Origin of the sequence: Streptomyces sp. NPDC001292 (genome assembly GCF_042896465.1) — a bacterium.
Taxonomy (GTDB): Bacteria; Actinomycetota; Actinomycetes; order Streptomycetales; family Streptomycetaceae; genus Streptomyces.
The window spans coordinates 71,647-94,596 of sequence record NZ_JBIAXG010000003.1; the positions used below are offsets into that span (position 1 = coordinate 71,647).

Consider the following 22,950-nt stretch of genomic DNA (forward strand, 5'->3'; position numbering starts at 1 on the left):
TCTCGCACGCCCGCGAACCCCTGTCGACTGGCCGGTTCTCGACCTCCCAAGCCTCTTGTGCCACAACGGATCTCGTTGATCGCTGGAAATTCTTGGCATGGACACTTCCCTGTCAACACGCGTAGCTGCTACGACGGTTACGGCAGAGATCCTGCTAAAGGGAGGTTCCATGAGACGAAGTTCCCGAATTTCCGCCTATATCGGTTCCCTCCTCCTGACCGTCTGCCTCGCCCTGACCGGGGCGGCGACGGCGCAGGCTTCCCAACTGGCGGCGAGCGGCCCGTATGTGGCCCTCGGTGACTCCTACTCCTCGGGGGTGGGCGCCGGCAGTTACATCAGCTCCAGCGGCAGCTGCAACCGCAGCACGAACGCGTACCCCTACCTGTGGAACGCCGCCAACTCCCCGTCGTCGTTCTCCTTCACCGCCTGCTCGGGTGCCAGGACCGACGACGTACTGGCCAACCAGCTCGGCCCGCTCAACTCCGCCACCGCCCTCGTCTCGATCACCGTCGGCGGCAACGACGCCGGGTTCTCCGACGTCATGACGACCTGTGTGCTCCAGTCCGACAGCGACTGCATCTCGCGCATCAACACCGCCAAGGCGTACGTCGACTCGACGTTGCCCGGCAAACTGAACAACCTCTACTCGACGATTCGCGCCAAGGCTCCCAACGCCCGCGTGGTCGTCATCGGCTACCCCCGCTTCTACCTGCTCGGACAGTTCTGCCTGGGCCTCAGCGAGGCCAAGCGCTCCGCCATCAACGGTGCCGCCGACTACATCGACGCCGCCACGGCCAAGATCGCCGCCAACCACGGCTTCGTCTTCGGCGACGTCCGCACCACCTTCTCCGGCCACGAGATCTGCTCCGGCAGCTCCTGGTTGCACAGCGTCAACTGGCTCAACATCGGCGAGTCCTACCACCCGACGGCGGCCGGCCACTCCGGCGGCTACCTCCCGGTGTTCACCAAGGCGGCCTGACCCACCGTCGTCAACAGGCCACCTGCCCCCTTCGCTCCCGAAGCGGAGGCCCCGCCCTCCCGGGGTCTCCGCCGCGCCGGCCCGCCCCGGACTCCTGGGTGACGGCCGCTCAGCCCCGCGTCGCTGCCGCCCCCCTGAACATCAGTCCGGCTCCCAGAGCGACGACCACGCACGCCGACGCGAGCGGCGCGGTCCTGCGTACCAGGCCGCCGCCGGGCCCGCGGTCCAGCGGGTGCGCCGGTCCAGCAGGCGGCTCACGCCGCTGCCCGGCCTGACCACGGCGAACCCGGCCACGGTGAGGGTCAGGGCGAGCCCGACGCCGTACGCCACCACGAGCAGCAGCCCGAACCGGCCCTCGTCGTCGCCGCGCTCTTCGCCGTCCAGGCGAACCGGACCCAGGACGATCCGGCGGCCCGGCGGGACCGGGCACGTGAGATCGCACACGTTCTCGCCCGGGACACCCGGGCCGCCGTCGGCCGGGACGCGGAGGGCCGCAGTATCGGAGTGATCGCTTCCGCTTCCCGGGGGGGGGGGCGGGCCGTGGTCACCGTGGGCGGGTACGCGGCCCCGCCCAGTGGCCGGGTGCGCCGGCTGTGACTCATGCGCCCCGGCGCACCACCGCACTGCCTCGGCCTGTCGCGGATGACGCGCCCCTGGTCGTCTCGGGTCTCACCCGATCGGCGACATCACTCGCCGTGACCGAAGAACCCGATGGAGGGTCACCTCTGCCCACTACGCCGCCAATTGTTCAACTCACCTTGAAAGCGGTCGGATTCGGAGGGTAATCGTCAACACCCCACCAGGGAAGGTGAATCCTGCCACCGCGATACACGAGTGCCCCAACGGGGCGATAGGGTTACTCTGCCCGGGCCGGGTGGACTCGTACGGGTGGGGAGTGACATGGAGCAGATAACAGTGCGCAGCAGGGCCAGGGTCCCTGCGATCACCTGCGGGAGCAGCGCGACCAGCTCGCGTCTCGACCGCCATCTGTCGGTGCTGGCCGGCCCCGCCGTGCCGCAGCGGGAGACGGTCGAGGCGACGTCGCTGATGCGCGAGCTGACCGCACGTGGCCCGCACGACCGCACGGGCAGGCGCGCCCGGGTCCACCGCGTGTCGCTGTTCGCGCCGCTGCGCCGACTGCGCCGCTCGCTGTTCGGCGCGCGCTGAGTCCCGACCGGCGTCTCCCCGGCCCGTTCACCTGACCCGCGCTCAGGCCACCACGCCGTCCCGGCGCAGCGCAGCGATCTCGCCGTCTGTCATTCCCACGGCACGCAGCAGCGCCTCGGTGTGCTGTCCGAGCGCGGGTATGTCCCCCATGTACGGCCCGGTCCCGCCCGGCAGCGTGATCGGCGGCAGCAGCGCCCTGAGCGGGCCGACCGGTGTGCCCACCTCCCGCCACCGCTCCCGGGCCGCCAGCTGCGGATGCTCCGCGAGCTCGTGCACGTCCCGTAGACGCGCGCAGGCGATGCCCGCGCCCTCCAGCCGGGCCAGCGCCTCGTCGGTGTCCAGCGCGCCGAGCACCTTGCCGACCAGTTCGTCGGTGCGTTCCCGGTGCGTGACCCGTGCCGCATTCGTCGCGAACATCGGATCCGTCCCCAACTCCGGGCGGGCCAGAACCTGTTCGGCGAGTCGGCGCCACTCCCTGTCGTTCTGCACCGACAGCAGCACCCGCCCGCCGTCCGCGGTCGGAAAGGCGTCGTAGGGGGCGATGACGGCGTGCGCCAGGCCGGTGCGCGCCGGGGCGGTCCCGCCGTGCATCGCGTGGTGCAGCGGGTGCCCCAGCCACTCTGCGAGCGCCTCCAGCATCGACACCTCCACCGGACCGCCGCACCCCGTCGTGCCGCGCCGCACCAGCGCCGCCAGCACGCCCGAGAAGGCGTACATGGCCGCCGCGATGTCCGCCGCCGGGATCCCCGCCTTCACCGGCTGCTCCGGCGTGCCGGTCACGGACACCAGCCCCGCCTCGCACTGCACGAGCATGTCGTACGCCCGCTTGTGCGCGTACGGACCGTCTGACCCGTAGCCCGAGATGTCCACGGCGATCAGCCGCGGGTGCCCGGCGCACAGCGTCGCCGAGTCCAGACCGAGCCGGGCCGCCGCGCCCTGGGCGAGGTTCTGCACGAACACGTCCGCGCGGGCGATCAGCCGCCGTACGACGTCCAGACCCCGCGGGTCCTTCAGGCCCAGCGCCACGGACTCCTTGCCCCGGTTGCACCACACGAAGTGCGAGGCGAGTCCGCCCGCCGCGGTGTCGTAGCCCCGCGCGAAGTCACCCCCGTCCACCCGCTCGACCTTGATGACCCGAGCCCCGAGATCGGCGAGCTGCCGGGTGGCGAACGGCGCCGACACGGCCTGCTCGACAGCGACCACGGTGATGCCCTCCAGGGGCGGCGGAAGCTGATCCATGCCCTGGATCATGACCCGCGCCCACCCCCTTTGTCACCGGCGCGGCTCACCCGCGCGGGCGGCCGGATCGCCACCCCGGCACCCGTCCGCGCGCGGCGGCATCAGATCAGGGCGAACTGGCCCTCCGGTCCCTCCTCGCGGTGATCGAGGACCGAGGCCGGCCGTCGGGCCGCGTCCGGTACCGGCAGGATCCCCGCGGACCGCAGTCCGGTCGCGGTGATCGGGTCCGTCACCGCCAACGCCTCCCGCCGTGGCCGCAGTTCCGCCAGCAGGGCGAGGACCGTGATCAGCTCCAGGAACTCGGACGTCCATGCCTGCGGCCAGGTCGCCGGGCCGAAGGCCGCGAGGGTGCCCGGTTCGCCCTGCGCGGTCCGGGCGGCGAACCACTGCTCCAGGACCCGCACCGAACCGACCTCGAAGTCCCAGGCCTGCGGCGGGACAGGGGAGATGCGGCCCTCGTCGAGGTGCAGGGTCTCCTCGTCCCGGTCGTAGCGCAGGGTCAACGGGCGCGCGGGCAGCGGGGCACGGACGTAGGGGCGGCGGCCGCCGGGGAGCTTGGGGCGCTCGCCGTCGCGGCGCATCAGCCACAGCGTCCGGCGGCCCAGCTCCACTCCGGCCGCCCAGACCCCGGCGTCCCCGGTGAGCGGGACCACCGGGCCGTCCGGACCGGGGCGCGCCGCCGCGAGTGTCCAGGCGAGGACGTCCACCGGGTCGGGGCGGTGCCCGAGCCGGGCGGCGAGGTGGTCCAGCAGGCCGGGCGCCAGGTTCGGTTCCGCCGCCGCCGGGCGGCGGTACAGGGGCCGGACACGGCCCGTGCGCAGGACGGGCAGCAGGGAGGTCGCCAGGAGGGGCGGTCCGGTGCCGGGCGCGGCGGCCGTCTCCGCCACGAAGACCTGCCGGGCGTCCGCCACCCGCCACAACTCGGGGCGGGCCGCGTCGATCAGACGGTGGTCGGGGATCAGCCACTGCTCGTCGAAGGGCGCCACGAGCACACGCACCGGCTCCGGGCAGGGACCCGAGGCGCGGACCAGCCTCTCGGTGCCGCCGGTCCGGCCCGGCAGCTGCCCGACGGCCGTGTACGGCGTGCGCGAGCGCGTCGGCTCGAACAGGGCCTCCCGGTCGGGGCCCTCGGCCTTCAGCAGGGCCTCCCAGCGGGCCCTGAGACAGCCCGCGTCGGGAGCCACCGGCCACCCCCGGCCCAGCCGCGGCGGTGCGACGGACCACGGCATGAGGTCGGCCAGCGGCGGAGCGTCGTCGTGCGTCACGCCGGGCATCGTACGACCTGACCCGGACGGCCGGGTCAGGTGGCGTCGAGGGTGACCGTGAAGGAGAAACGGTCCCCCCGGTAGTGGATCACCGCCACGTCCAGCGGCCGCCCCGCCGCGTCGTAGGTGATCCCCGTGTAGTGCAGGATCGGGCTGAGCAGCGGGACTTGAAGCAGCCGCGCCGTCTCCGGATCGGCCAGCCGGGCCTGGACGGTGTCCGTGATCCGGCTGATGTCCGCGCCCACCACGTCCCGCAGCACCTTGGTCATCGGCCACCGCACCAGATCCTCCGGCGCCATCCGGCGGGCCAGCTCCGGACGGACGTAGTTGCGGGCGTGGTTGGTCGGCTCACCGGTCTTCTCGTCGCCGCGCAGCCGGTGGTACGTCGCCACCTCGCCCAGATCCGGGAAGAACTCGGCGAGTTCGGCGGGCACCGCCACCGTGCCGTGGGCCAGCAGCTCGGTGGTCATGCCGGACTGCTGGGCCACGATGGCGTCCACCGATCCCAGCAGCCGCACCGGGGCGCCCCGCCGGGCGCCGGGCTCGATGAACGTGCCGCGCCGCCGGTGCCGGGTGATCAGACCCTCGTCCTCCAGCTCCTTCAGCGCCTGCCGCATGGTCAGCACGCTCACGCCGTAGTGCCCCGCCAGCTGTTCCTCGGTGGGCAGGCGCAGCGGGTCCTGGGGCGAGCGGCCGAGGATCGAGGCGCGCAGCGACTGCGACACCTGGTACCACAGCGGCAACTTGCGGTTCAGGACGATCGAATCCGGGGCGAAGGAGGTCACGGGTCATCCGTACCGGTAGGGAATCGATCAGGGCAAGGGGCGGAAGTGCCGCTCGAGCCCCTGCCACACGTCGTCGTACCGCCGCTGAAGGTGCTCGGCCCCTGCCGCGTGCGGCGTGAGCGTCAGCGGCCAGCGCGTCTCGAACATGAACGCCAGCCCGTCGTCCACCTTCTGCGGCCTCAGCTCCGCCGCGCTCGCCCTGTCGAAGGTCTCCCGGTCCGGACCGTGCGCCGACATCATGTTGTGCAGCGAGCCGCCGCCCGGTACGAAGCCTTCCGCCTTGGCGTCGTAGGCGCCCTCGATCAGGCCCATGTACTCGCTCATCACGTTCCGGTGGAAGTACGGCGGCCGGAAGGTGTCCTCGCCGACCAGCCAGCGCGGCGCGAAGACGACGAAGTCCACGCCGGCCAGGCCCGGGGTGTCGGAGGGCGAGGTCAGCACCGTGAAGATCGACGGGTCCGGGTGGTCGTAGGAGATCGTGCCGATCACGTTGAAGCGGCGCAGGTCGTAGACGTACGGCACGAGGTTGCCGTGCCAGGCCACCACGTCGAGCGGGGAGTGGTCGTAGGTGGCGGTCCACAGGTTGCCGCAGAACTTGTTCACCACCTCCACCGGGCCTTCGGCGTCCTCGTAGGCGGCGACCGGCGCACGGAAGTCGCGGGCGTTGGCGAGGCCGTTGGCGCCGATGGGGCCGAGGTCGGGGAGACGGAAGGGGGCGCCGTAGTTCTCGCAGACGTAGCCGCGGGCCGTGGCGTCGAGAAGCTCCACGCGGAAGCGCACCCCGCGCGGGACGAGCGCCACGTCCCCCGGCTCGGCGTGCAGCAGCCCGAACTCGGTGTGCAGCAGCAGCCCGCCGCGCTCCGGCACGATCAGCAACTCGCCGTCCGCGTCGCTGAAGACGCGCTCCATCGAGGAGTCGGCATGGTAAAGGTGCACGGCCACGCCGGTGCGCTGGGTGGCGTCGCCGTTGCCGCCCAGGGTCCACAGTCCGGCGAGGAAGTCCGTGCCGCGGGCGGGCTCCGGCAACGGGTTCCAGCGCAGCCGGTTCGGGTCGGGCGCCGTCTCGGTGAACGGCGCCGTGCGGATCGTGCCGTTGTCCGTCCGGGTGAACGCCGGGTGCGCGGCCGACGGGCGGATCCGGTACAGCCACGAGCGGCGGTTGTGGGCCCTCGGCTCGGTGAACGCCGTACCGCTGAGCTGCTCCGCGTACAGCCCCAGGGGGGCGCGCTGCGGGGAGTTGCGGCCCTCGGGCAGCGCGCCCGGAACCGCCTCGGAACTGTGCTCGTTGCCGAAACCGGAGAGGTAGGTCAGTTTCTCGGCGGTCTTGCGTGCGTCCCCGCTCATGATCGCTCCCTTGCAACCTGATTCCTATGGAACACCGTAGGATTGCGTTTTCCGGGGCGCAAGGCCCCCTACTCCGGGCGGAGGCAGGAACCCGACTCCAGGCGGATCCGGCGGGTCCGGCCGCTGCCCTACGCTTCCCGTCATGTCGTCGTGGACGCGGGGATCACTCGCTGCGCTCGCGGTCTGTGCCCTGTTGTTCGCCGGGCCGGCGGGCTGTGGACCGGAGGCCGCGCACGGGCCGGCCGACGGGAAACCGGCCGAGCCCGTGGGCAAGCTCCTCGACCACACCGACGAGGAGGGCCGGCACTACCGCGAGGTGAACGGGAAGACCGCCCCCGAGGTCCGGGTCGAGGTGCGGCCGGCCGCCGACGGCGACTGGGGCGTACGGCTGGTCGTGCGCCGCTTCCGCTTCTCCCCGGCCGGTGCGGCCGCCCGGGCGACGGCCGGTCGCGGCCTCGCCCATCTGCTGGTGGACGGCCGGCTCGTCGTCCGCCTGCGCGCCCCGGAGTACCGTCTCCCCGGCCGGCTCGTCCCCCACGGCACCCATCACGTCACCGTCCGCCTCTACGCCGACGACGGCACGGTCTGGGCGGTCGCCGGCAACCCGGTCCAGAGCACGGCCGACGTCACGGCCTCGTCCCCGGAGCCGCCTGAGCCGCCTGAGCCGCCGGAGTCGTTCCGGGCTGCGTTTCCGAAGGAGTCGCCCCAGGCCGTGTCTCCGCGGTCTTGACGCCCTCTCCTGCCCGAGGGCAGGAGATTCCGGTCCGCACCGCTACGCGGCGCCACCTCGGGTTCCTGCTTCACCGGCCCTTGCCGCTCTCCGGGGAGATCGGTCTTACTGGGGCCTCCACAGGCGTCACTTTCCGCCCGTCCGGCGGTAGACCCGACAACTCCGTCGTCGGATGACGCGGTCTCAGCCGTGCCGCTGCGGCCCTCCGGGCCGCAGGGGCAGGATGCCCTTCACCTCCACCCTGGGGGGAGCACTGGGCAAGTGCGGTAGCGGGGCGCGGTCCGGCCTGCCCGGAGGCGCGCTTCACCCGCTCGCCGGGGGAAGGCATGATGAAGCCGTGTCCCACCCGACCCCGCTTCGCCGTGCGCCTGTGCAGCGGCGCAGCGCCGAACGGCTGACCAGGATCCTCGACGCCTGCGCCGAGCTCCTCGACGAGGTCGGCTACGACGCGCTGACCACGCGCGCCGTCGCGGTGCGCGCAGGTGTGCCCATCGGCTCGGTCTACCGGTTCTTCGGCGACAAGCGGGCGATGGCGGACGCGCTCGCCCAGCGCAACCTCGACCGGTACACCGAGCGCGTCACCGAGCGGCTGAACAAGGCGGAGAAGGCGAAGAAGGCGGGGAACGGCGGGTGGCGTGTCGCCATGGACGCCGTGCTGGACGAGTACCTGGCCATGAAGCGGACCGCGCCCGGATTCTCCCTCGTCGACTTCGGCAACCAGATCCCCGTCGGCACCGGCGACTGCGAACCCAACCACCGCGTCGCCGACCGCCTCACCGATCTCCTGTCCGGCTACCTGCCCCGCCCGCCCGACGACGACCTGCGCCGCACCTTCCTGATCGCCGTCGAGACCGCCGACACCCTGGTCCAACTCGCCTTCCGCGTCGACGCGCAGGGCGACGAGCGGATCATCGAGGAGATGCGGCGGATGCTGCGTGCCTACCTGGCGCAGGTGCTGGACTGAGGCCGATCGCCGATCAGCCCGGTGCCGTGAGGTCCCCGGCGGGGAGGGGCGGGAAACGGTTGCGCCGGCCGGGGGAAAGCTGACGGCGCGTCGGGTGCCGGTTGCTTCTCGACGCAAGCGCATGTGAAAGACAGTCAGATGAAAGAGCGATTGTATGAAAATCGTCTGACTCGGAGGAACACGCATGCCCACCCTGACAAACCCACGCACCTTCGGCTCCCGCGTCGCCGCCGCCGCCCTGACGGCTCTGACCGCGGCCGGTGCCACGTGGCTGGCAGCGCCGACTGCCATGGCCCAGGGGGAAGCCGGCGACATCAAGATCCATCGAGTGGGCGTGCCCTTCGGCGTCTCGAAGGACGACCCCGTGGTCTGCCGGTTCTACCTGGACGCCGCCAACTTCGACGTCCTGCCCAGCATCGGCTACACCATCCAGGCGCAGCCACCGCTGCCCAACAGCGCCACCGTCACCGGCACGATCGCCCTGGGCGCCGGCGCGGGTCACACCGACCCGCTGGGGCTCGCCGACGGGCAGTACAAGCTCACCTGGACCGTCGGCGGCACCCCCAAGGAGAAGATCTTCCGCGTCAACTGCCGTGGGGGCAACGGCCGGCACCAGGGGGCGCATGGTCCGGGCCAGATCGAGGACCCGGGCCGCGGCCACGAGGTACCGGGCTCGGGCCGCGACGACCTCGGCGGCCCGCGGGGCGGCGTCCAGGCGGGCGGCGGGGCCCTCGCCTCCTCGGTCGCGGCCTTCTCGCCGGTGACGGGGGCCGCGGCCGTGGGGCTGGTCGCGGTCAGCGGGGTCGTGTACACGCGGCTGGTCCGCCGGCGCCCGCATGGCGCCGCGTAGGCGCAGACGCAGGCCCTGGTACCGGACCCGCGCCTACCGGCTGGCCAGGACGACCGTGCTCGCGGTCGTCCTGGTCACGGCCGGGAACCGGTGTGGTGGGCAGCACGACGGCACCGCCCATGAGCGAGCCGCCGGGCCGGGCGCCGTGGCCCCGGCCCACCCGGGTCCTTCCGGCGCGGACGGCGACGGGGAGGACGGCGGCAGGGCGGACGACCGCGGCCCGGACCGCGGCGGTGCCGGCGGAGACGCTTCGAACGGCGACGGCCCGGCCCGCGGGAAGTCGGCGGCGCCGCGGCCCGGGGCCCCCTCCTCACGCCCGCCCGCGCCGCTGCCCCGGTCCCGCGCGACCACCCTGCGCATCCCCTCCCTCGGCATCGACGCACCCATCATCGGGATCGGCCTCGACGGCGACCGGGAACTCCAGACACCACCGCTCGACAAGCCCAGGCTCGTGGGCTGGTACGACGGCGGCCCCACGCCCGGGGAGCCCGGCACGGCGATCGCGGTCGGGCACCGCGACACCAGGTCCGGCGCCGCCGTCTTCGCCGGGCTCGGCCGGCTCGGGCCGGGCCACCGCATCGAGGTCCGGCGCGAGGACGGCCGCACCGCCGTCTACACCGTCGACAAGGTACGGGTCTTCGACAAGGCCCGCTTTCCGGACAAGGAGGTGTACGGCACCTCCCGCCGCCCCGAGCTCCGCGTGATCACCTGCGGCGGCCTCTACACCCACAGAGCCGGCTACTCCAGCAACGTCGTCGTCTTCGCCCACCTGACCTCGACGAGCTGAGACCGCGCAGCACGGCGGGCGGGTGGCCCACGGCCGGTCGCCCGCCCCTGAACACGATCGTCCGCTTTCTCGCCCGGCGGACGGCGGCTCCCGATCCTGCCCGGTCTCTTCCCCCGGGCGCGCACCTTCCGTTAACTTCCGTGACTCATACGCCCCGTAGACCCGCACGAGGCGTTCGACCCGCGGAGCCTCAGTGCTCTGGTGAGTCCCGGGGGAATGTCCCATGACGCGCGCCATCTCTCTGCACGACGTGAGCAAGGCCTACGCCAAGGGCGTCCGCGTGGTGGACCGCCTCTCGCTCGACATCGCGCCCGGCGAGTTCCTGGTGCTGCTCGGGCCCTCCGGCTGCGGAAAGTCCACCGTGCTCAGGATGATCGCCGGTCTGGAGGAGATCACCGAGGGGCAGCTGCTGCTCGACGGCGAGTACGGCAACGACCTGCCGCCCTCCGGCCGGGACATGGCGATGGTCTTCCAGAACTTCGCGCTCTACCCGAACATGACCAGCCGCGACAACATCGGCTTCCCGCTGCGCATCGAGTCGCCCGGCGCGGACCCCGGCGGCCGGGTCGACGCCACCGCCCGGATGCTGGGCATCGAGGACCTCCTCGACCGCTTCCCCAGCCAGCTCTCCGGCGGCGAACGACAGCGCGTCGCCATGGGCCGCGCGATCTCCCGGCACCCCTCCGCCTTCCTGATGGACGAGCCGCTGTCCAACCTCGACGCCAAGCTCCGCAACCACCTGCGCGCCGAAATATCCAAGCTGACACGGGAGCTGGGCGTCACCACGGTCTACGTCACCCATGACCAGTCCGAGGCGATGTCCGTGGGCGACCGGGTCGCCGTCCTGCGCGGCGGCGTCCTCCAGCAGGTGGGCACCCCGCGCGCGGTGTACGCCCTGCCCCGCAACGTCTTCGTGGCCGCCTTCATCGGCACCCCGCGCATCAACCTGCTGCGCGGCCTGGTCCGCGCCCCGCTCGACGGCGCCATGACCATCAGCCTGGGCAAGCAGTTCCTGCGCCTGCCCGAACCGCTGTCCCTGGACCACCAGTTGCTGCGTGTGCAGCAGGGCCGCGAGGTGATCGTGGGGCTGCGCTCGGAGGCGGTTCGGATCGCCCCCGAGATCTCGGCGTCGTCCCGGCGAACGGGAGCTCCCGCGCCCGTCGCCCGGCCAGGGGAGGTGACGATCACCGGGCTGGTGGAGCACATGGAGTTCCAGGGCCACGAGATCCTCGTCCACTTCAACACCGGCTCCCGCCCCGCCGTCGTACCGGATCTGGAGGCCCCGCGCCCCACCCGGCGCCCGACCCGGCGGCGCCGGCGCGAGGGCACGGTCCTGAACCGGCTGCGGGACCGGGCGGGCGCCCTGCGTGCGGGTCCCGTGGTGGTGCTTGAGCACCCCGCCGGACCCGCGCCGGAACCGGTCGCCGCGCCCGAGCCGCGCCTGCCCGGCGACCTGGTCGTGCGGACCACGCCGGACATCGAGTTGCGGCACGGCATGCAAGTGCCGCTCCTGGTCGACCTCGCCCGCCTGTTCGTCTTCGACCAGCGCGGCGAGCGCATCTGCCCGGCCCCGGACCGGCTGCCCGACCTGGAGGAGTGAAGGCCGGGCCGGTGACGGGCCGGCCGGGCGCGCGGGACCAAAAGCTACCGGCGCTAGTTTATGGGCTGCCAGTAGCTTGTTCACGCGGACGAGAACGATGACGGCCCCCGCCCCGGAGGAGCACGATGAAGGCACACGACGGCATGTACATCGACGGCGCCTGGCGTCCCGCAGCGGGCCCGGACGTCATCGAGGTGGAGAACCCGGCCGACGAGCAGGTGATCGGCACCGTGCCCGCGGGCACCGAAGAGGACGTCGACGCGGCCGTACGCGCGGCCCGCGCCGCCCTGCCCGGCTGGTCCGCGACTCCGCCCGCCGAGCGGGCCGCCCGCCTCGCCGCCCTGCGGGACGTGCTGGCGGCCCGCGAGGAGGAGATCGCCGAGACCGTCACCGCCGAACTCGGCTCGCCGCTCGCCTTCTCCCGGACGGTCCACGCGGGCGTGCCGGTCGCGGTCGCCGGCTCCTACGCCGATCTGGCGGCGACGTACGCCTTCGAGGAGAAGGTCGGCAATTCCACCGTGTACCACGAGCCGGTCGGCGTGGTCGGCGCGATCACCCCCTGGAACTACCCGCTGCACCAGATCGTCGCCAAGGCCGCCCCCGCGCTGGCCGCCGGCTGCACCGTCGTCCTCAAGCCCGCCGAGGACACCCCGCTCACCGCCCGGCTGTTCGCCGCGGCGGTCCACGAGGCCGGGCTCCCGGCGGGCGTGTTCAACCTGGTCACCGGAGTCGGCCCGGTCGCCGGGCAGGCGCTCGCCGAGCACCCGGACGTGGACCTGGTCTCCTTCACCGGCTCCACGGCCGTCGGCAGGCGGATCGGCGCGATCGCGGGCGGCGCCGTCAAGAAGGTCGCCCTGGAGCTGGGCGGCAAGTCCGCCAACGTCGTCCTGCCGAGCGCCGACCTCGCCAGGGCGGTGAATGTCGGCGTCGCCAACGTCATGTCCAACTCCGGCCAGACGTGCAGCGCCTGGACCCGCATGCTGGTCCACCGCGACCAGTACGAGGAGGCGGTCGCCCTGGCCGCGACGGCCGCCGCCAAGTACGGCGAGCGCATCGGCCCCGTGGTGAACGCCAAGCAGCGGGCGCGCGTGCGCGCTTACATCGAGAAGGGCGTCGCCGAGGGCGCCCGCCTCGTCGCGGGCGGCCCCGAAGCCCCGTGCGAACGGGGCTACTTCGTCAGCCCCACCGTCCTCGCCGACGTCACCCCCGGCATGACCGTCGCCCAGGAGGAGATCTTCGGCCCGGTCCTCTCCATCCTCCGCTACGACGACGAGGAGGACGCCCTGCGCATCGCCAACGGCACGGTCTACGGCCTCGCCGGCGCCGTCTGGGCGGGCGACGAGGCGGAGGCGGTGGCCTTCGCCCGCCGGATGGACACCGGCCAGGTCGACATCAACGGCGGCAGGTTCAACCCGCTCGCCCCCTTCGGCGGCTACAAGCGGTCCGGAGTCGGCCGCGAACTCGGCGCCCACGGCCTCACCGAGTACCTCCAGACCAAGTCCCTCCAGTTCTAAGGGAGCCACGCGTCATGGCCGTACGTGCCGCCGTCCTGTCCGCCATCGGCTCCCCGCTGGAGATCACCGGGATCGAGTTGCCGGAGCCCGGGCCCGGGCGGGTCCGGGTCCGGCTCGCCGCCGCCGGTGTCTGCCACTCCGATCTGTCCCTGACCAACGGCACCCTGCGGGTGCCGGTGCCCGCCGTGCTCGGCCACGAGGGGGCGGGGACCGTCCTCGCGGTCGGCGAGGGTGTCACCCATGTGGCGCCGGGTGACGCGGTGGTGCTCAACTGGGCCCCGTCGTGCGGGAACTGCCACGCCTGCTCGCTCGGCGAGGTCTGGCTGTGCGCCAACGCGATGAACGGCGCCGCCGACGTCCACGCCCGCACCGGCGACGGCACCGAACTGCACCCGGGCCTGAACGTCGCCGCCTTCGCGGAGGAGACGGTCGTCGCCGCCTCGTGCGTGCTGCCCCTCCCGGACGGCGTCCCGGTCACCGATGCCGCGCTCCTGGGCTGCGCCGTCCTCACCGGCTACGGCGCCGTCCACCACGCGGCGAAGGCGCGTCCCGGTGAGACGGTCGCGGTGTTCGGCGTCGGCGGAGTGGGCCTCGCCGCCCTCCAGGCCGCCCGGATCGCCGGCGCCTCGAGGATCGTCGCCGTGGACGTCTCCCCGGAGAAGGAGGAACTCGCCCGCCGGGCGGGCGCCACGGACTTCCTCCCGGCCACCGGGGACACCCCCCGCGAGATCCGTGCCCTCACCGGGAAACAGGGCGTCGATGCCGCCGTGGAGTGCGTGGGCCGCGCGGTCACCATCCGCGCCGCCTGGGAGTCCACCCGCCGTGGCGGCCGCACGACGGTCGTCGGAATCGGCGGCAAGGACCAGCAGGTCACCTTCAACGCCCTGGAACTCTTCCACTGGGGCCGCACCCTGACCGGCTGCGTCTACGGCAACTCGGATCCGGCCAGGGACCTGCCCGTGCTCGCCGAACACGTGCGCATGGGCCGGCTGGACCTGACCGCCCTGGTCACCGACCGGATCTCCCTGGACGACATCCCGGCCGCCTTCGAGAACATGCTGGCCGGCAAGGGCGGCCGGGCGCTGGTGGTGTTCTGAGGGCCGCCCGTCGTGCCGTGGTCAGGACACGCGTTCCGGCCGGGGCTCCTCGTGTGCCGTCCGGGGGGTCCGGCGGTTCGGGCGGGAGCGGGAGACCGCCACTCCGGCCAGGCACAGGGCCCCGCCCACCAGGGTCACCGGCCCCGGCACCTCACCCAGCGCCAGCCACGACATCAGCACGACCAGGGCCGGTACGGCGTACGTCGTCGCGCCCATCCGGCTCGCGGTCGTACGGGACAGCGCGTAGGCCCAGGTCGTGAAGGCGAGCGCGGTCGGGAACACACCCAGGTAGACCATGTTGAGCGTGGCCGGCAGCGGGGCGCGGGCGGCCTCGTGGAGCAATTGGCCGGTGAAGGGGAGGCAGGCGACCGCACCGACCAGGCACCCGAACGTCGTCACCTGCACCACGCTCGCCCGGCCCAGCGCCGGCTTCTGGGCGACGACCCCGGAGGCGTACGCGACCGCTGCCAGCAGGCACAGCACCACGCCCAGCAACGAGGAGCCGTCCCCGCCCGACATCGACAGGCCCACGGTCACCGCCCCAGCGAACGACACCGCCATGCCCGCCAGCAGCCGCGGCGGCATCGGATCCCCCAGCAGCCGCGCCCCGAGCAGCGCGATCAGCAGCGGGCCGACATTGACCACCAGCGCCGCGGTACCGGCGTCCACCTGCTGCTCGCCCCAGTTCAGGGCCACCATGTAGAAGCCGAACCACAGCAGCCCGGATATCGCGATCCCGCGCCACGCCGCCCGCGGCGGCCACCCCTCCCGCCGTACCAGACAGATCGCACCCAGCGTCAGTGCCCCGGCCAGCAGCCGCCCGAGGGCGAGCGCGCCCGGCGAGTACGCGGCACCAGCGCTGCGGATCGAGACGAAGGCGGAGGCCCACAGCACCACGGTGACGGTGGCGGCCGCGGCGGCCAGGCGGGACGGGGAGACGTTCATCATGCTTCCTGAGGCTAGGCGGGCAGGGGAGGGTGGGGCTCGCGGATTTCGGACGGCCAGGGCCGGTCGGCGGCGCGCTCAGCGCAGCGCCGCCGTCTCGATCCCCAGCAGGTCGGACAGGGCGCGTTCGCCGGCCGGTGTGACCCCGACGGCGCGCTCCGAGCCGATGCGCACGCACCAGCCCGCGTCGAACGCGTGCCGGCACAGGGCCGCGCCGGCGGCCCCCGCGAGATGGGGGCGCCGTTCCGTCCAGTCGAGGCAGGCCCGGACCAGCGGGCGCCGTCCCGTGCGGTCCAGGCCGATGCCCACCGTGTCGAACCAGGTCAGCCCGGCGTCCGTGAGCGCGAAGCCGAGGTCCTGGCACAGCAGCCCGCGCGCGGTGAGCGCGTCGGTGAGCGCGATGCCGAGCCGCCCGGCGAGATGGTCGTAGCAGGTGCGCCCGCGGGCCATCGCCGACCCGGCGCTCGACTCCCGCAGCGTGCGCGGCCGGTGCGCGGCCCGCGGGGCGGCCTGGGCGGCCAGGTCCTCCACGAGCTGGGCCACCCGCGCGCCGGCCAGGCGTACGTACCGGTGCCGCCCCTGCCGCTCCTCGGTGAGCAGCCCACCCGCGACGAGCTTGCCCAGGTGCTCGCTGAGGGTGGACGCGGCGACGCCCGCGTGCCGGGCCAGCTCGCCGGCCGTCCATGCCCGCCCGTCCAGCAGCGCCAGCAGACACGCGGCCCGCGTCTCGTCGGCGATCAGCCCGGCGAGCGCGGCCAGCGGGGATGCCACGGGGTCCGCGCGCCGGGTCCGTGCCCGTTCTCCGGTGCTCATGAGGCCAGCATGGGACAGGGACGCTTCGGTCCCCGCCGAAGTGTGCTCACGTGCCCCGCTCCACCTGCTCGTACTGTCGTACCAGCCCGTCCAGCAGCGCCGTAAGACCTGTCTCGAAGGCCCGTTCGTCGATCTTCTCCTGCTGCTCGGCCAGCAGATGGGCCTGCCCGAGGCGCGGGTAGTCGGCCGGGTCGTAGGCGCCGGCGTCGTCCACGAAGCCCCCGGCGAAGGAACCGAGCGCGGACCCCATGATGAAGTACCGCATCAGCGCGCCGATGGAGGTCGCCTGCGCCGGTGGCCAGCCCGCGTCGACCATCGCGCCGTAGACCGCGTCGGCCAGCCGCAGCGCGGCGGGGCGGCGGCCGGGACCGCGGGCGAGGACCGGGACGATGTTCGGATGGTCGCGCAGGGCGGCCCGGTAGGACACGGCCCAGTCGTGCAGCGCGGTCCGCCAGTCCCGGCCGTCCCGGAACATCGACAGATCGACCTGGGCGCTCACCGAGTCCGCGACCGCATCCAGGATCTCGTCCTTGGTGCGGAAGTGGTTGTAGAGCGAGGGCCCGCTCACCCCGAGCTCGGCGGCGAGCCGGCGGGTGGAGACGGCCGCCAGGCCCTCCGCGTCCACGAGTTCCCGCGCCGTCGCGACGATGCCGTCGGTACTGAGGAGCGGGGTGCGGGGTCGGGCCATGGCGCACATCGTAGAGCCGCCGGATCGAACAGGCGGCGCCCGCGCGTGCGGGCGTTCCGGGCCCCCGCGCCGGTACCCGGAGTTCTGAGTACGCGAGCTGAGTATCCCGGCGGATGCGGCGGCGGGCCTGCGGGCCGACGCTGGTCGCCATGAGCGACACACCGATCAAGCAGCAGAACACCGCCGCCTTCTACGGCCAGGCGGTCGCCTCCTTCGGCATCGCCATGGCGGCCGCCACCATCGGCATCTTCAGACTGAACGCCGACGCATGGGTGCGCGCCTTCCTCGCCATCGCCGTCCTGTACCTTGTCACCTCCGCCTTCACGCTCGCCAAGGTGATCAGGGACCGCCAGGAGGCCGGGCGGATCGTCAGCCGGGTCGACCAGGCACGCCTGGAGAAGCTGCTCGCCGAACACGATCCCTTCGAGAAGCTGTGAGGCCGCGGGCCGCCGCGCGCTGCCGGCCGTGCAGGCTAAGCGAGCGCTCACCCTCGGCGGTATGGTGGATCCCCTGAAGCGAAAGAGGGGCGAGCGAGCGATGACTACGGCGGAGGAGACGGCCGGCGGTGACCCGCAGCCGTGGGGCGAGGTCACCCCGGACGCGGCCCGGCGGCTGCTCGTGGCCGCCGTGGAGGCCTTCGCCGAACGGGGCTACCACGCGACGACGACCCGCGACATCGCGGGCCGCGCCGGAATGAGCCCGGCCGCCCTCTACATCCACTTCCGGACCAAGGAAGAACTGCTCCACCGCATCAGCCGGATCGGCCACGAGAAGGCGCTGGAGATCCTGCGCACCGCCGCCCGGCGCGACGGTGGCGCGGCCGAGCGGCTCGCCGACGCCGTGAGCTCCTTCGTGCGCTGGCACGCGGGCGGGCGCACCACCGCCCGGGTCGTGCAGTACGAGCTGGACTCGCTCGGTCCGGACGCCCGTGCGGAGATCCTCGCACTGCGCCGTCAGGTCGACGCCGAGGTGCGCGGGATCATCGAGGACGGCGTGGCCTCGGGCGAGTTCGACGTTCTGGACGTGCGCGGCACCACGCTGGCCGTGCTCTCCCTGTGCATCGACGTCGCCCGCTGGTTCAACCTCGACGGCCCCCGCACACCCGACGAGGTCGGCGCGCTGTACGCCGACCTCGTGCTGCGGATGGTCGGGGCCGGACCGGACCTCCCCAAGGGGCCGGCCTACAGGTAGTACCGCACCACCGACTCCGCCACGCACACCGGCTTGTCGCCGCCCTCCCGCTCCACGGTGAAGGCGACGGTCACCTGCACGCCGTCCGGCACGTCGTCCACGCCGGTGATCAACGCGGTGGACCGCAGCCGTGAGCCGACCGGGACGGGAGCGGGGAAACGGACCTTGTTGGTGCCGTAGTTGACGCCCATCCTCACGCCCTGGACCTCGAGCAGCTGCGGCCCGAAGAGCGGGAGCAGCGACAGGGTCAGATAGCCGTGGGCGATGGTGGTGCCGAAGGGGCCGGCGGCGGCCTTCTCGGCGTCCACGTGGATCCACTGGTGGTCGCCGGTCGCGTCGGCGAACAGGTCGATCCGCTTCTGGTCGATCTCCAGCCAGTCGGTGTACCCCAGCCGCTCACCCACCGCCGCCCTGAGTTCGTCGGGGGACGTGAAGATCCTCGGCTCTGCCATGTGTCCGGCCTCCCGCCTCGCGAATGAAGTCTAAGCAACTGCTTAGCATGGTCGGCCGCGGGGCCCCTGTCAACGGGGTCCAGCCAAGGCGAGCTCGAAAGGGGCAGTGAGTTGGTCTTGGCGGCTGGAGCGCTCTGTCCTGTCGCCGGATGAGATCACCGCGAGTGAGGCGGGGCAACGCTGGATCAGCTGGTGCGCTTGGCCGGTGATGCGGCTTCGCGGGCGTCGATCAGCTCGTCCAGGTGTGCCTCTGCCCAGGAACGTGCCGCGTCCAGCAGGTCAAGGAGGCTCCGGCCGAGCGAGGTCAGTTCGTACTCGACGTGCCGGGCAGGTCCGGCATGGACCGTTCGGACGATGAAGCCGTCACGCTCCAGCGCCCGGAGTGACTGCGTGAGCACCTTGGGCGTGACGTTCCGCAGTGGGACCCGTAGTTCAGAGAATCGTCGGGGACCGCCCTCAAGGCACTGGATGATCATTCCGGCCCATTTGTCCCCCACGCGGATCGGCACCAGGTCAGAAGGGCAGAGGGGGTCGAACATCTCCGGGTCCAGGGGCTCGGTCACAGGGTCACCATAGTGCGGTATCCAGGAGGTAACCATGGGTGCGGCTACCTTGCTCAGGCACACCGACAGGCAGAGGTTCTTGAGAAGCGAGGCAGGTAGTCCATGAGCAAGATCATTGTTTTCGGGGCAGGCGGGCGCGTCGGACGGGCAGCTGCTGGCGAGGCGCTCCAGCGGGGGCACCACGTCACTGCTGTCGTCCGGAACCCAGCCAAGCACCAGGACCTTGAAGGTGCGGGAGTCCGCCTCCTGGCCGGTGATGTCACCGACACCGACGCTGTTGCCGAGCTCGCGGCCGGGCATGACGCCGCGATCATGGCCGCCTACGATGCCGGCGCCCAGCCGGGTGTCTTCTTCACCGCCGCTGCCCACGCTCTCCTCGATGGGCTGGCGCGAGCGGATGTGGGACGGTTGGTAGCCGTCGGCCTGGCGGCAACACTGGAGACCGATGACGGGATGCCTTTGATGGACACCCCGGGCTTCCCGCAGGAATACCGGCCCTTCTGCCTCGCTCATGCGGCCGGGACATCTGTGCTGCGTGCCTCGGTGACTGCTCTGGACTGGCTGATCGTCAGCCCAGCCGGTGACTTCGACAACGCCGGAGCGCGCTCCGGCCGGTACTCCGTGGCCGGTGTCAACATGGTCAGCCGTATCTCCCACAGTGACTTCGCGCTCGCCCTGCTCGACGAGATCGACGCCCCTCGTCACCACCACACGCACATTGGTGTTGAAGGAGCATGAAGGGGGCAGGCGGCCCGTGCACCAGAATTCGGCGAGGTCGACCGCCGCTGCGTGGACGGCGTGCTGCGTCAGATCCGAAACCGGACACCCGAGCACGGCACCGCGCTGGTACCCACCACCCTGGTGCCGAGGGCCAGCACCGCCACTCCGCCGCGCGTGTCGAGGTGACCGATCGTCACTTTCGTCGCGGATGTCATCAGCGTTCCAGCGTGCGGTGCGCAGCAGTCGCTGCATCGGCCCGGGACGGGCGTGGCCGGCCTGCTCGGCCAGTTGCCAGCAGTTCTCCCGCCGACGGCGGACAGCAGACCGTACAGGTACGCACGGGGCTGTCGCCCGGGGCTCGATCCGGCGGAACCTGCCCGCGATCCTTGACATCGCCTGGTCGAACATCGGCCGCCATCGGGCGGCGTCTATGCTGTGGCCCGCGGCCACCACACGATCATCATGAGTCCACACAGCCCTTGATGATCAGGCAATGGCCGTTCCCGTGCCCGTGCCGCTCCGACACCGGATCGCGAATCAGGCGAGATCAACCCCCGCGTACTCCAGCGGGGGCGCGATCGCCTGAGCATCCGCACCTTCACCCGCCCACAGGCCTATCAGGAGCGCGGCCGTCGCCTCCAGCAGGCCCGCCCGGCCGAGCCCCCCTCCGTTGACCGGCACACAGCCGAGGTCACGGACAAGGAGCCGTACTGTTTCGAGAGCCAGTGCATCGTCACCGCAGAGCGGCACCGCGAGAGGGCGTCCACCGAAGACCGGCGGGGTCAAACGCCACACGCTCTCATGGCAGAGATTGAATGCCTTGACCACGGACGCACCGGGCGCCGCAGCCGCGAGGCGCTCAGCCGCCGATGGCCCGCCCCAGGTCTCAAGGACGAAGCCCTGCGCCAGCGGGTTGGTGCAGTCGATCAGCGTCCGGCCTCGTACGGTGTTGGCCAGCTCGGATACCACGCTGATCGCCGCCGAGTACGGCACAGCCAGCAGTACCGCGTCCCGGCCGTGTTGAGCCGCCTCCCGCAGAGTCCCCGCCCGAGCGCCGATCTGGTCGGCCAGGGCCGCGGCGCGGCCGGCGTCCCGCCCACCCACCAGCACGTCGTGCCCGGCCTGCGACCACCGTGCACCCATCACCCGCGCCATGTTGCCCGCACCGGCAATCCCGATTCTCATCAGCCCAGCCTCCTCGTGGTGATCCCGTAAGTCGGAATTGGGACGACACTAGGAAGCCGCTCGGGCACCATCTGGTAAGTGACCACTGATCAGGGCTACATCGCCGACTGCCGTGCCCGCCTCGCATTCGATCTGCTGGCCAACACCTGGAACGCGGTGGTGGTGTGGGCGCTGCGCGATGGTCCCGCGCGACCCGGTGAACTGCGCGAACGGATCGGCGGGATCAGCCCCAAAGTCCTTACGGAGACGCTGCGCCGGCTCCAGTTCAACGGGTTGGTGAAGCGCCACGCGCACGCAGGGTCGCCGCCGCACGTGGAGTACACCCTCACTGGGTTGGGGCGAACGCTGCTGGAGCCCATCGAGGCATTCGGCGCCTGGGCCTTCGAACACAGCGAAGACGTGATGGCAGCCCGGGAGCGGGCTGAGGAAGCGGGGGCGTGATCGTGGTGGAGGCCCTCACGCCAGGCCACGGCGCGCAGTTATTGACCGATCGTTCTAGATACGTCTATGGTCTTCGGTGTGGGCAGGACCAAGGAATTCGATCCAGATGCCGCGCTGCAGTCGGCCCTTGAGCTGTTTTGGCGGCGCGGCTACGAAGCGACGTCGATGGCGGACCTGGTCGAGCACCTCGGCATCGGCCGCGCCAGCATCTACGCGACCTTCGGTAGCAAGCGCGAGCTGTATCTGAAGGCCATGGACCGCTACGCCGAGACGCGCGATCCGCTTCTTCTTGCCGAGTTGTCCCAGCCGGGCCCCGCACTGCCGGCGGTGCGGGCGATGGTGCGCCGCTTCGCCGCGGAGGCCGCTTCTCCGGAGAAGCGGCTGAACGGCTGCTTCGTCACCAATACCGCAGCCGAACTGGCCCCGCACGACCCCGCGGCGGCCCGCCGAGTCGAGATCAGCTGGGAGCACGTCGAGACCCCGCTGCACTCCGCGCTCGTCCGGGCCCAGGCTCAGGGCGAGCTGTCCAAGGACCGTGATCCGCGCGCGCTGGCCCGCATGCTTTTCGTCCTGCTGCAGGGCATGCGGATCGTCGGCAAAGCGTCGAACGATCCCGCCCGAGTGCGGGACGCGGCCGAGCAGGCTCTGGCCCTGCTGGACTGAATCACACTCATGCAGTCACCGGGACTTCCTTCAGCATGCCCAAATAACGAACCGATCGGTCAAGAACTAGGGGGGACATGACCGCCACGGAGGCCGCCCGCGTCGCCACCATGCAACACCGATCCGCCTTCGTCCTCCTCGGCAGTGTCCAGACCACACTGATCTTCACGCTTGCCGCGATCGCCGTGCCGCTGCCCCTCATCGGGCGCGAATTCGACCTGCAACGCGCCGACTTGTTCCTTCTCGGCACCGCCTATGGATTGACCTTCACCGGACTGCTGCTCTTCGGCGGACGCCTCGCCGACCGCTACGGCGGGCGGCGCGCCCTCAACGCCGGCCTTGTCCTCTTCACCGTCGCCTCGGCCACCGCCCCGCTCGCCCCCGGCATCGGGACGCTGCTCGCAGCGCGCTTCGCGCAGGGCGCGGGGGCGGCTTTGATCGCGCCCGCCGCCATGGCCGTGCTGCGCGCCGCCTTCCCCTCCCCTGCCGCCTACGGCAGAGCGATGGCCACCTGGGGCGGGCTCTCGGTACTCGGCGCGACCGCGGGCAATCTGCTCTCCGGGCTCATCTCAGCGCTGTTGTCCTGGCGTTGGACGTTCGCCGTACCGCTCGTGGTGGCGGGCGCAGCCCTCGCGCTCACGCCCCGGCTGCTGCCGGACACCACGCCGAACCGGGGCAGGACTCTCGACAGAAGAAGTGGCCGCCGCGGTGCTCTACCTCGCCTCGAGCGCGGCCGGCGCGGTGGTCGGCACCGACTTGGTCGTCGACAGTGGATCCTCAGCCTGAGCTTGTTCCTTGACCTCTCGCCTCGAACGGGACCGCGGACGTGATCACCCACAGTAGGTGATCACGACGCAGCCGCCCCCGCCGGGCAGCCCGGCGGACCAGGCACAACTATGGACCGCGACCCCGGGGATCAATCGGGCAGCACTTAGCGGTAAGCCTGCTTGGGTGCTTTTGAGGGCCGA

26 protein-coding genes and 2 pseudogenes are annotated in these 22,950 nt (G+C 72.2%); 17 read left to right on the forward strand and 11 right to left on the reverse strand.

Annotation, left to right across the window (positions count from 1 at the left end; genetic code table 11):
• Nucleotides 1-169 precede the first annotated feature (169 nt).
• Nucleotides 170-979 (forward strand): SGNH/GDSL hydrolase family protein, encoded by an 810-nt coding sequence (locus ACFY4A_RS05155; protein WP_390828019.1) that lies wholly within the window; start codon nt 170-172, stop codon nt 977-979.
• 141 nt (nt 980-1,120) lie between these two features.
• On the opposite strand, the gene ACFY4A_RS05160 is transcribed toward ACFY4A_RS05155, so the two are convergent.
• Nucleotides 1,121-1,423, reverse strand: a complete 303-nt coding sequence (locus tag ACFY4A_RS05160; protein WP_390828020.1) for a hypothetical protein — start codon at nt 1,421-1,423, stop codon at nt 1,121-1,123.
• On the opposite strand from ACFY4A_RS05160, the pseudogene ACFY4A_RS05165 reads away from it, so the two are divergent.
• Nucleotides 1,331-1,764 (forward strand): annotated as a pseudogene (locus ACFY4A_RS05165) (anti-sigma factor); the annotation flags it as partial. The gene ACFY4A_RS05160 and the pseudogene ACFY4A_RS05165 overlap by 93 nt on opposite strands.
• Before the next feature lie 115 nt (nt 1,765-1,879).
• Nucleotides 1,880-2,146, forward strand: a complete 267-nt coding sequence (locus ACFY4A_RS05170; protein ID WP_390828021.1) for a hypothetical protein — start codon at nt 1,880-1,882, stop codon at nt 2,144-2,146.
• A 42-nt stretch (nt 2,147-2,188) separates the two neighbouring features.
• Here ACFY4A_RS05170 and ACFY4A_RS05175 read toward each other — a convergent pair whose 3' ends face one another.
• From ACFY4A_RS05175 to hmgA, 4 genes are all read right to left on the reverse strand, one after another.
• Nucleotides 2,189-3,397: a CaiB/BaiF CoA transferase family protein gene (locus tag ACFY4A_RS05175; RefSeq protein WP_390828022.1), complete on the reverse strand. Its 1,209-nt coding sequence runs from the start codon at nt 3,395-3,397 to the stop codon at nt 2,189-2,191.
• 89 nt (nt 3,398-3,486) lie between these two features.
• Nucleotides 3,487-4,659 (reverse strand): type ISP restriction/modification enzyme, encoded by a 1,173-nt coding sequence (locus ACFY4A_RS05180; protein ID WP_390828023.1) that lies wholly within the window; start codon nt 4,657-4,659, stop codon nt 3,487-3,489.
• A 26-nt stretch (nt 4,660-4,685) separates the two neighbouring features.
• Complete coding sequence (locus ACFY4A_RS05185) at nt 4,686-5,435, reverse strand: GntR family transcriptional regulator (RefSeq protein ID WP_390828024.1); 750 nt, start codon at nt 5,433-5,435, stop codon at nt 4,686-4,688.
• 27 nt (nt 5,436-5,462) lie between these two features.
• Nucleotides 5,463-6,779, reverse strand: a complete 1,317-nt coding sequence (hmgA, locus tag ACFY4A_RS05190; protein WP_390828025.1) for a homogentisate 1,2-dioxygenase — start codon at nt 6,777-6,779, stop codon at nt 5,463-5,465.
• 142 nt (nt 6,780-6,921) lie between these two features.
• Between hmgA and ACFY4A_RS05195 the strand changes: the two genes are divergently transcribed.
• The 7 genes from ACFY4A_RS05195 (at nt 6,922) to ACFY4A_RS05225 (ending at nt 14,321) form a co-directional block, all read left to right on the forward strand.
• Nucleotides 6,922-7,509 (forward strand): hypothetical protein, encoded by a 588-nt coding sequence (locus ACFY4A_RS05195; RefSeq protein WP_390828026.1) that lies wholly within the window; start codon nt 6,922-6,924, stop codon nt 7,507-7,509.
• A 337-nt stretch (nt 7,510-7,846) separates the two neighbouring features.
• The gene (locus tag ACFY4A_RS05200) at nt 7,847-8,473 is read left to right on the forward strand and encodes a TetR family transcriptional regulator (RefSeq protein ID WP_390828027.1); all 627 of its coding nucleotides are present in this window, start codon (nt 7,847-7,849) and stop codon (nt 8,471-8,473) included.
• Nucleotides 8,474-8,657: 184 nt separating this feature from the next.
• Complete coding sequence (locus ACFY4A_RS05205) at nt 8,658-9,323, forward strand: hypothetical protein (RefSeq protein WP_390828028.1); 666 nt, start codon at nt 8,658-8,660, stop codon at nt 9,321-9,323.
• Nucleotides 9,310-10,110 (forward strand): class F sortase, encoded by an 801-nt coding sequence (locus ACFY4A_RS05210; RefSeq protein WP_390828029.1) that lies wholly within the window; start codon nt 9,310-9,312, stop codon nt 10,108-10,110. The genes ACFY4A_RS05205 and ACFY4A_RS05210 overlap by 14 nt, the downstream gene beginning before the upstream one ends.
• 223 nt (nt 10,111-10,333) lie before the next feature.
• A complete protein-coding gene (locus tag ACFY4A_RS05215; protein WP_390828030.1) occupies nt 10,334-11,710 on the forward strand; it encodes an ABC transporter ATP-binding protein in 1,377 nt (458 codons plus the stop codon).
• Between the two features lie 125 nt (nt 11,711-11,835).
• Nucleotides 11,836-13,224, forward strand: coding sequence for an aldehyde dehydrogenase family protein (locus ACFY4A_RS05220; protein WP_390828031.1), 1,389 nt, complete (start codon nt 11,836-11,838; stop codon nt 13,222-13,224).
• A 14-nt stretch (nt 13,225-13,238) separates the two neighbouring features.
• Nucleotides 13,239-14,321, forward strand: coding sequence for a Zn-dependent alcohol dehydrogenase (locus ACFY4A_RS05225; protein ID WP_390828032.1), 1,083 nt, complete (start codon nt 13,239-13,241; stop codon nt 14,319-14,321).
• A gap of 21 nt (nt 14,322-14,342) precedes the next feature.
• On the opposite strand, the gene ACFY4A_RS05230 is transcribed toward ACFY4A_RS05225, so the two are convergent.
• The 3 genes from ACFY4A_RS05230 to ACFY4A_RS05240 all read right to left on the reverse strand — a co-directional run bounded on the left by ACFY4A_RS05230 (nt 14,343) and on the right by ACFY4A_RS05240 (nt 16,767).
• A complete protein-coding gene (locus ACFY4A_RS05230; RefSeq protein WP_390828034.1) occupies nt 14,343-15,269 on the reverse strand; it encodes a DMT family transporter in 927 nt (308 codons plus the stop codon).
• A gap of 75 nt (nt 15,270-15,344) precedes the next feature.
• The gene (locus tag ACFY4A_RS05235) at nt 15,345-16,079 is read right to left on the reverse strand and encodes an ArsR/SmtB family transcription factor (RefSeq protein ID WP_390828035.1); all 735 of its coding nucleotides are present in this window, start codon (nt 16,077-16,079) and stop codon (nt 15,345-15,347) included.
• 46 nt (nt 16,080-16,125) lie between these two features.
• Nucleotides 16,126-16,767 carry a TetR/AcrR family transcriptional regulator gene (locus ACFY4A_RS05240; RefSeq protein ID WP_390828036.1) on the reverse strand — a complete coding sequence of 214 codons (642 nt, stop codon included), beginning with the start codon at nt 16,765-16,767 and terminating at the stop codon, nt 16,126-16,128.
• Between the two features lie 149 nt (nt 16,768-16,916).
• On the opposite strand from ACFY4A_RS05240, the gene ACFY4A_RS05245 reads away from it, so the two are divergent.
• Together ACFY4A_RS05245 and ACFY4A_RS05250 are read left to right on the forward strand one after the other, a co-directional pair.
• Entirely contained in the window at nt 16,917-17,204 is a 288-nt protein-coding gene (locus ACFY4A_RS05245; protein WP_390828037.1) for a YiaA/YiaB family inner membrane protein, read from the forward strand.
• A 100-nt stretch (nt 17,205-17,304) separates the two neighbouring features.
• A complete protein-coding gene (locus tag ACFY4A_RS05250; RefSeq protein ID WP_390828038.1) occupies nt 17,305-17,958 on the forward strand; it encodes a TetR/AcrR family transcriptional regulator in 654 nt (217 codons plus the stop codon).
• On the opposite strand, the gene ACFY4A_RS05255 is transcribed toward ACFY4A_RS05250, so the two are convergent.
• Nucleotides 17,949-18,410 carry a MaoC family dehydratase gene (locus ACFY4A_RS05255; RefSeq protein ID WP_390828039.1) on the reverse strand — a complete coding sequence of 154 codons (462 nt, stop codon included), beginning with the start codon at nt 18,408-18,410 and terminating at the stop codon, nt 17,949-17,951. The genes ACFY4A_RS05250 and ACFY4A_RS05255 overlap by 10 nt on opposite strands.
• A gap of 185 nt (nt 18,411-18,595) precedes the next feature.
• Nucleotides 18,596-18,973, reverse strand: coding sequence for a winged helix-turn-helix transcriptional regulator (locus ACFY4A_RS05260; RefSeq protein WP_390828040.1), 378 nt, complete (start codon nt 18,971-18,973; stop codon nt 18,596-18,598).
• Nucleotides 18,974-19,075: 102 nt separating this feature from the next.
• Between ACFY4A_RS05260 and ACFY4A_RS05265 the strand changes: the two genes are divergently transcribed.
• Complete coding sequence (locus ACFY4A_RS05265; protein ID WP_390828041.1) at nt 19,076-19,711, forward strand: NAD(P)-dependent oxidoreductase; 636 nt, start codon at nt 19,076-19,078, stop codon at nt 19,709-19,711.
• Between the two features lie 24 nt (nt 19,712-19,735).
• A pseudogene (locus ACFY4A_RS05270) lies at nt 19,736-19,879 on the forward strand (LacI family transcriptional regulator); the annotation flags it as partial.
• Between the two features lie 351 nt (nt 19,880-20,230).
• Here ACFY4A_RS05270 and ACFY4A_RS05275 read toward each other — a convergent pair.
• Nucleotides 20,231-20,878, reverse strand: coding sequence for an NADPH-dependent F420 reductase (locus ACFY4A_RS05275; protein ID WP_390828042.1), 648 nt, complete (start codon nt 20,876-20,878; stop codon nt 20,231-20,233).
• A 78-nt stretch (nt 20,879-20,956) separates the two neighbouring features.
• Here ACFY4A_RS05275 and ACFY4A_RS05280 point away from each other — a divergent pair, with 78 nt between their 5' ends.
• From ACFY4A_RS05280 to ACFY4A_RS05290, 3 genes are all read left to right on the forward strand, one after another.
• Nucleotides 20,957-21,319 (forward strand): winged helix-turn-helix transcriptional regulator, encoded by a 363-nt coding sequence (locus tag ACFY4A_RS05280; RefSeq protein ID WP_390828043.1) that lies wholly within the window; start codon nt 20,957-20,959, stop codon nt 21,317-21,319.
• 78 nt (nt 21,320-21,397) lie between these two features.
• A complete protein-coding gene (locus ACFY4A_RS05285) occupies nt 21,398-21,982 on the forward strand; it encodes a TetR/AcrR family transcriptional regulator (protein ID WP_390828044.1) in 585 nt (194 codons plus the stop codon).
• 77 nt (nt 21,983-22,059) lie between these two features.
• The gene (locus ACFY4A_RS05290; RefSeq protein WP_390828045.1) at nt 22,060-22,812 is read left to right on the forward strand and encodes an MFS transporter; all 753 of its coding nucleotides are present in this window, start codon (nt 22,060-22,062) and stop codon (nt 22,810-22,812) included.
• Nucleotides 22,813-22,950: the final 138 nt, after the last annotated feature.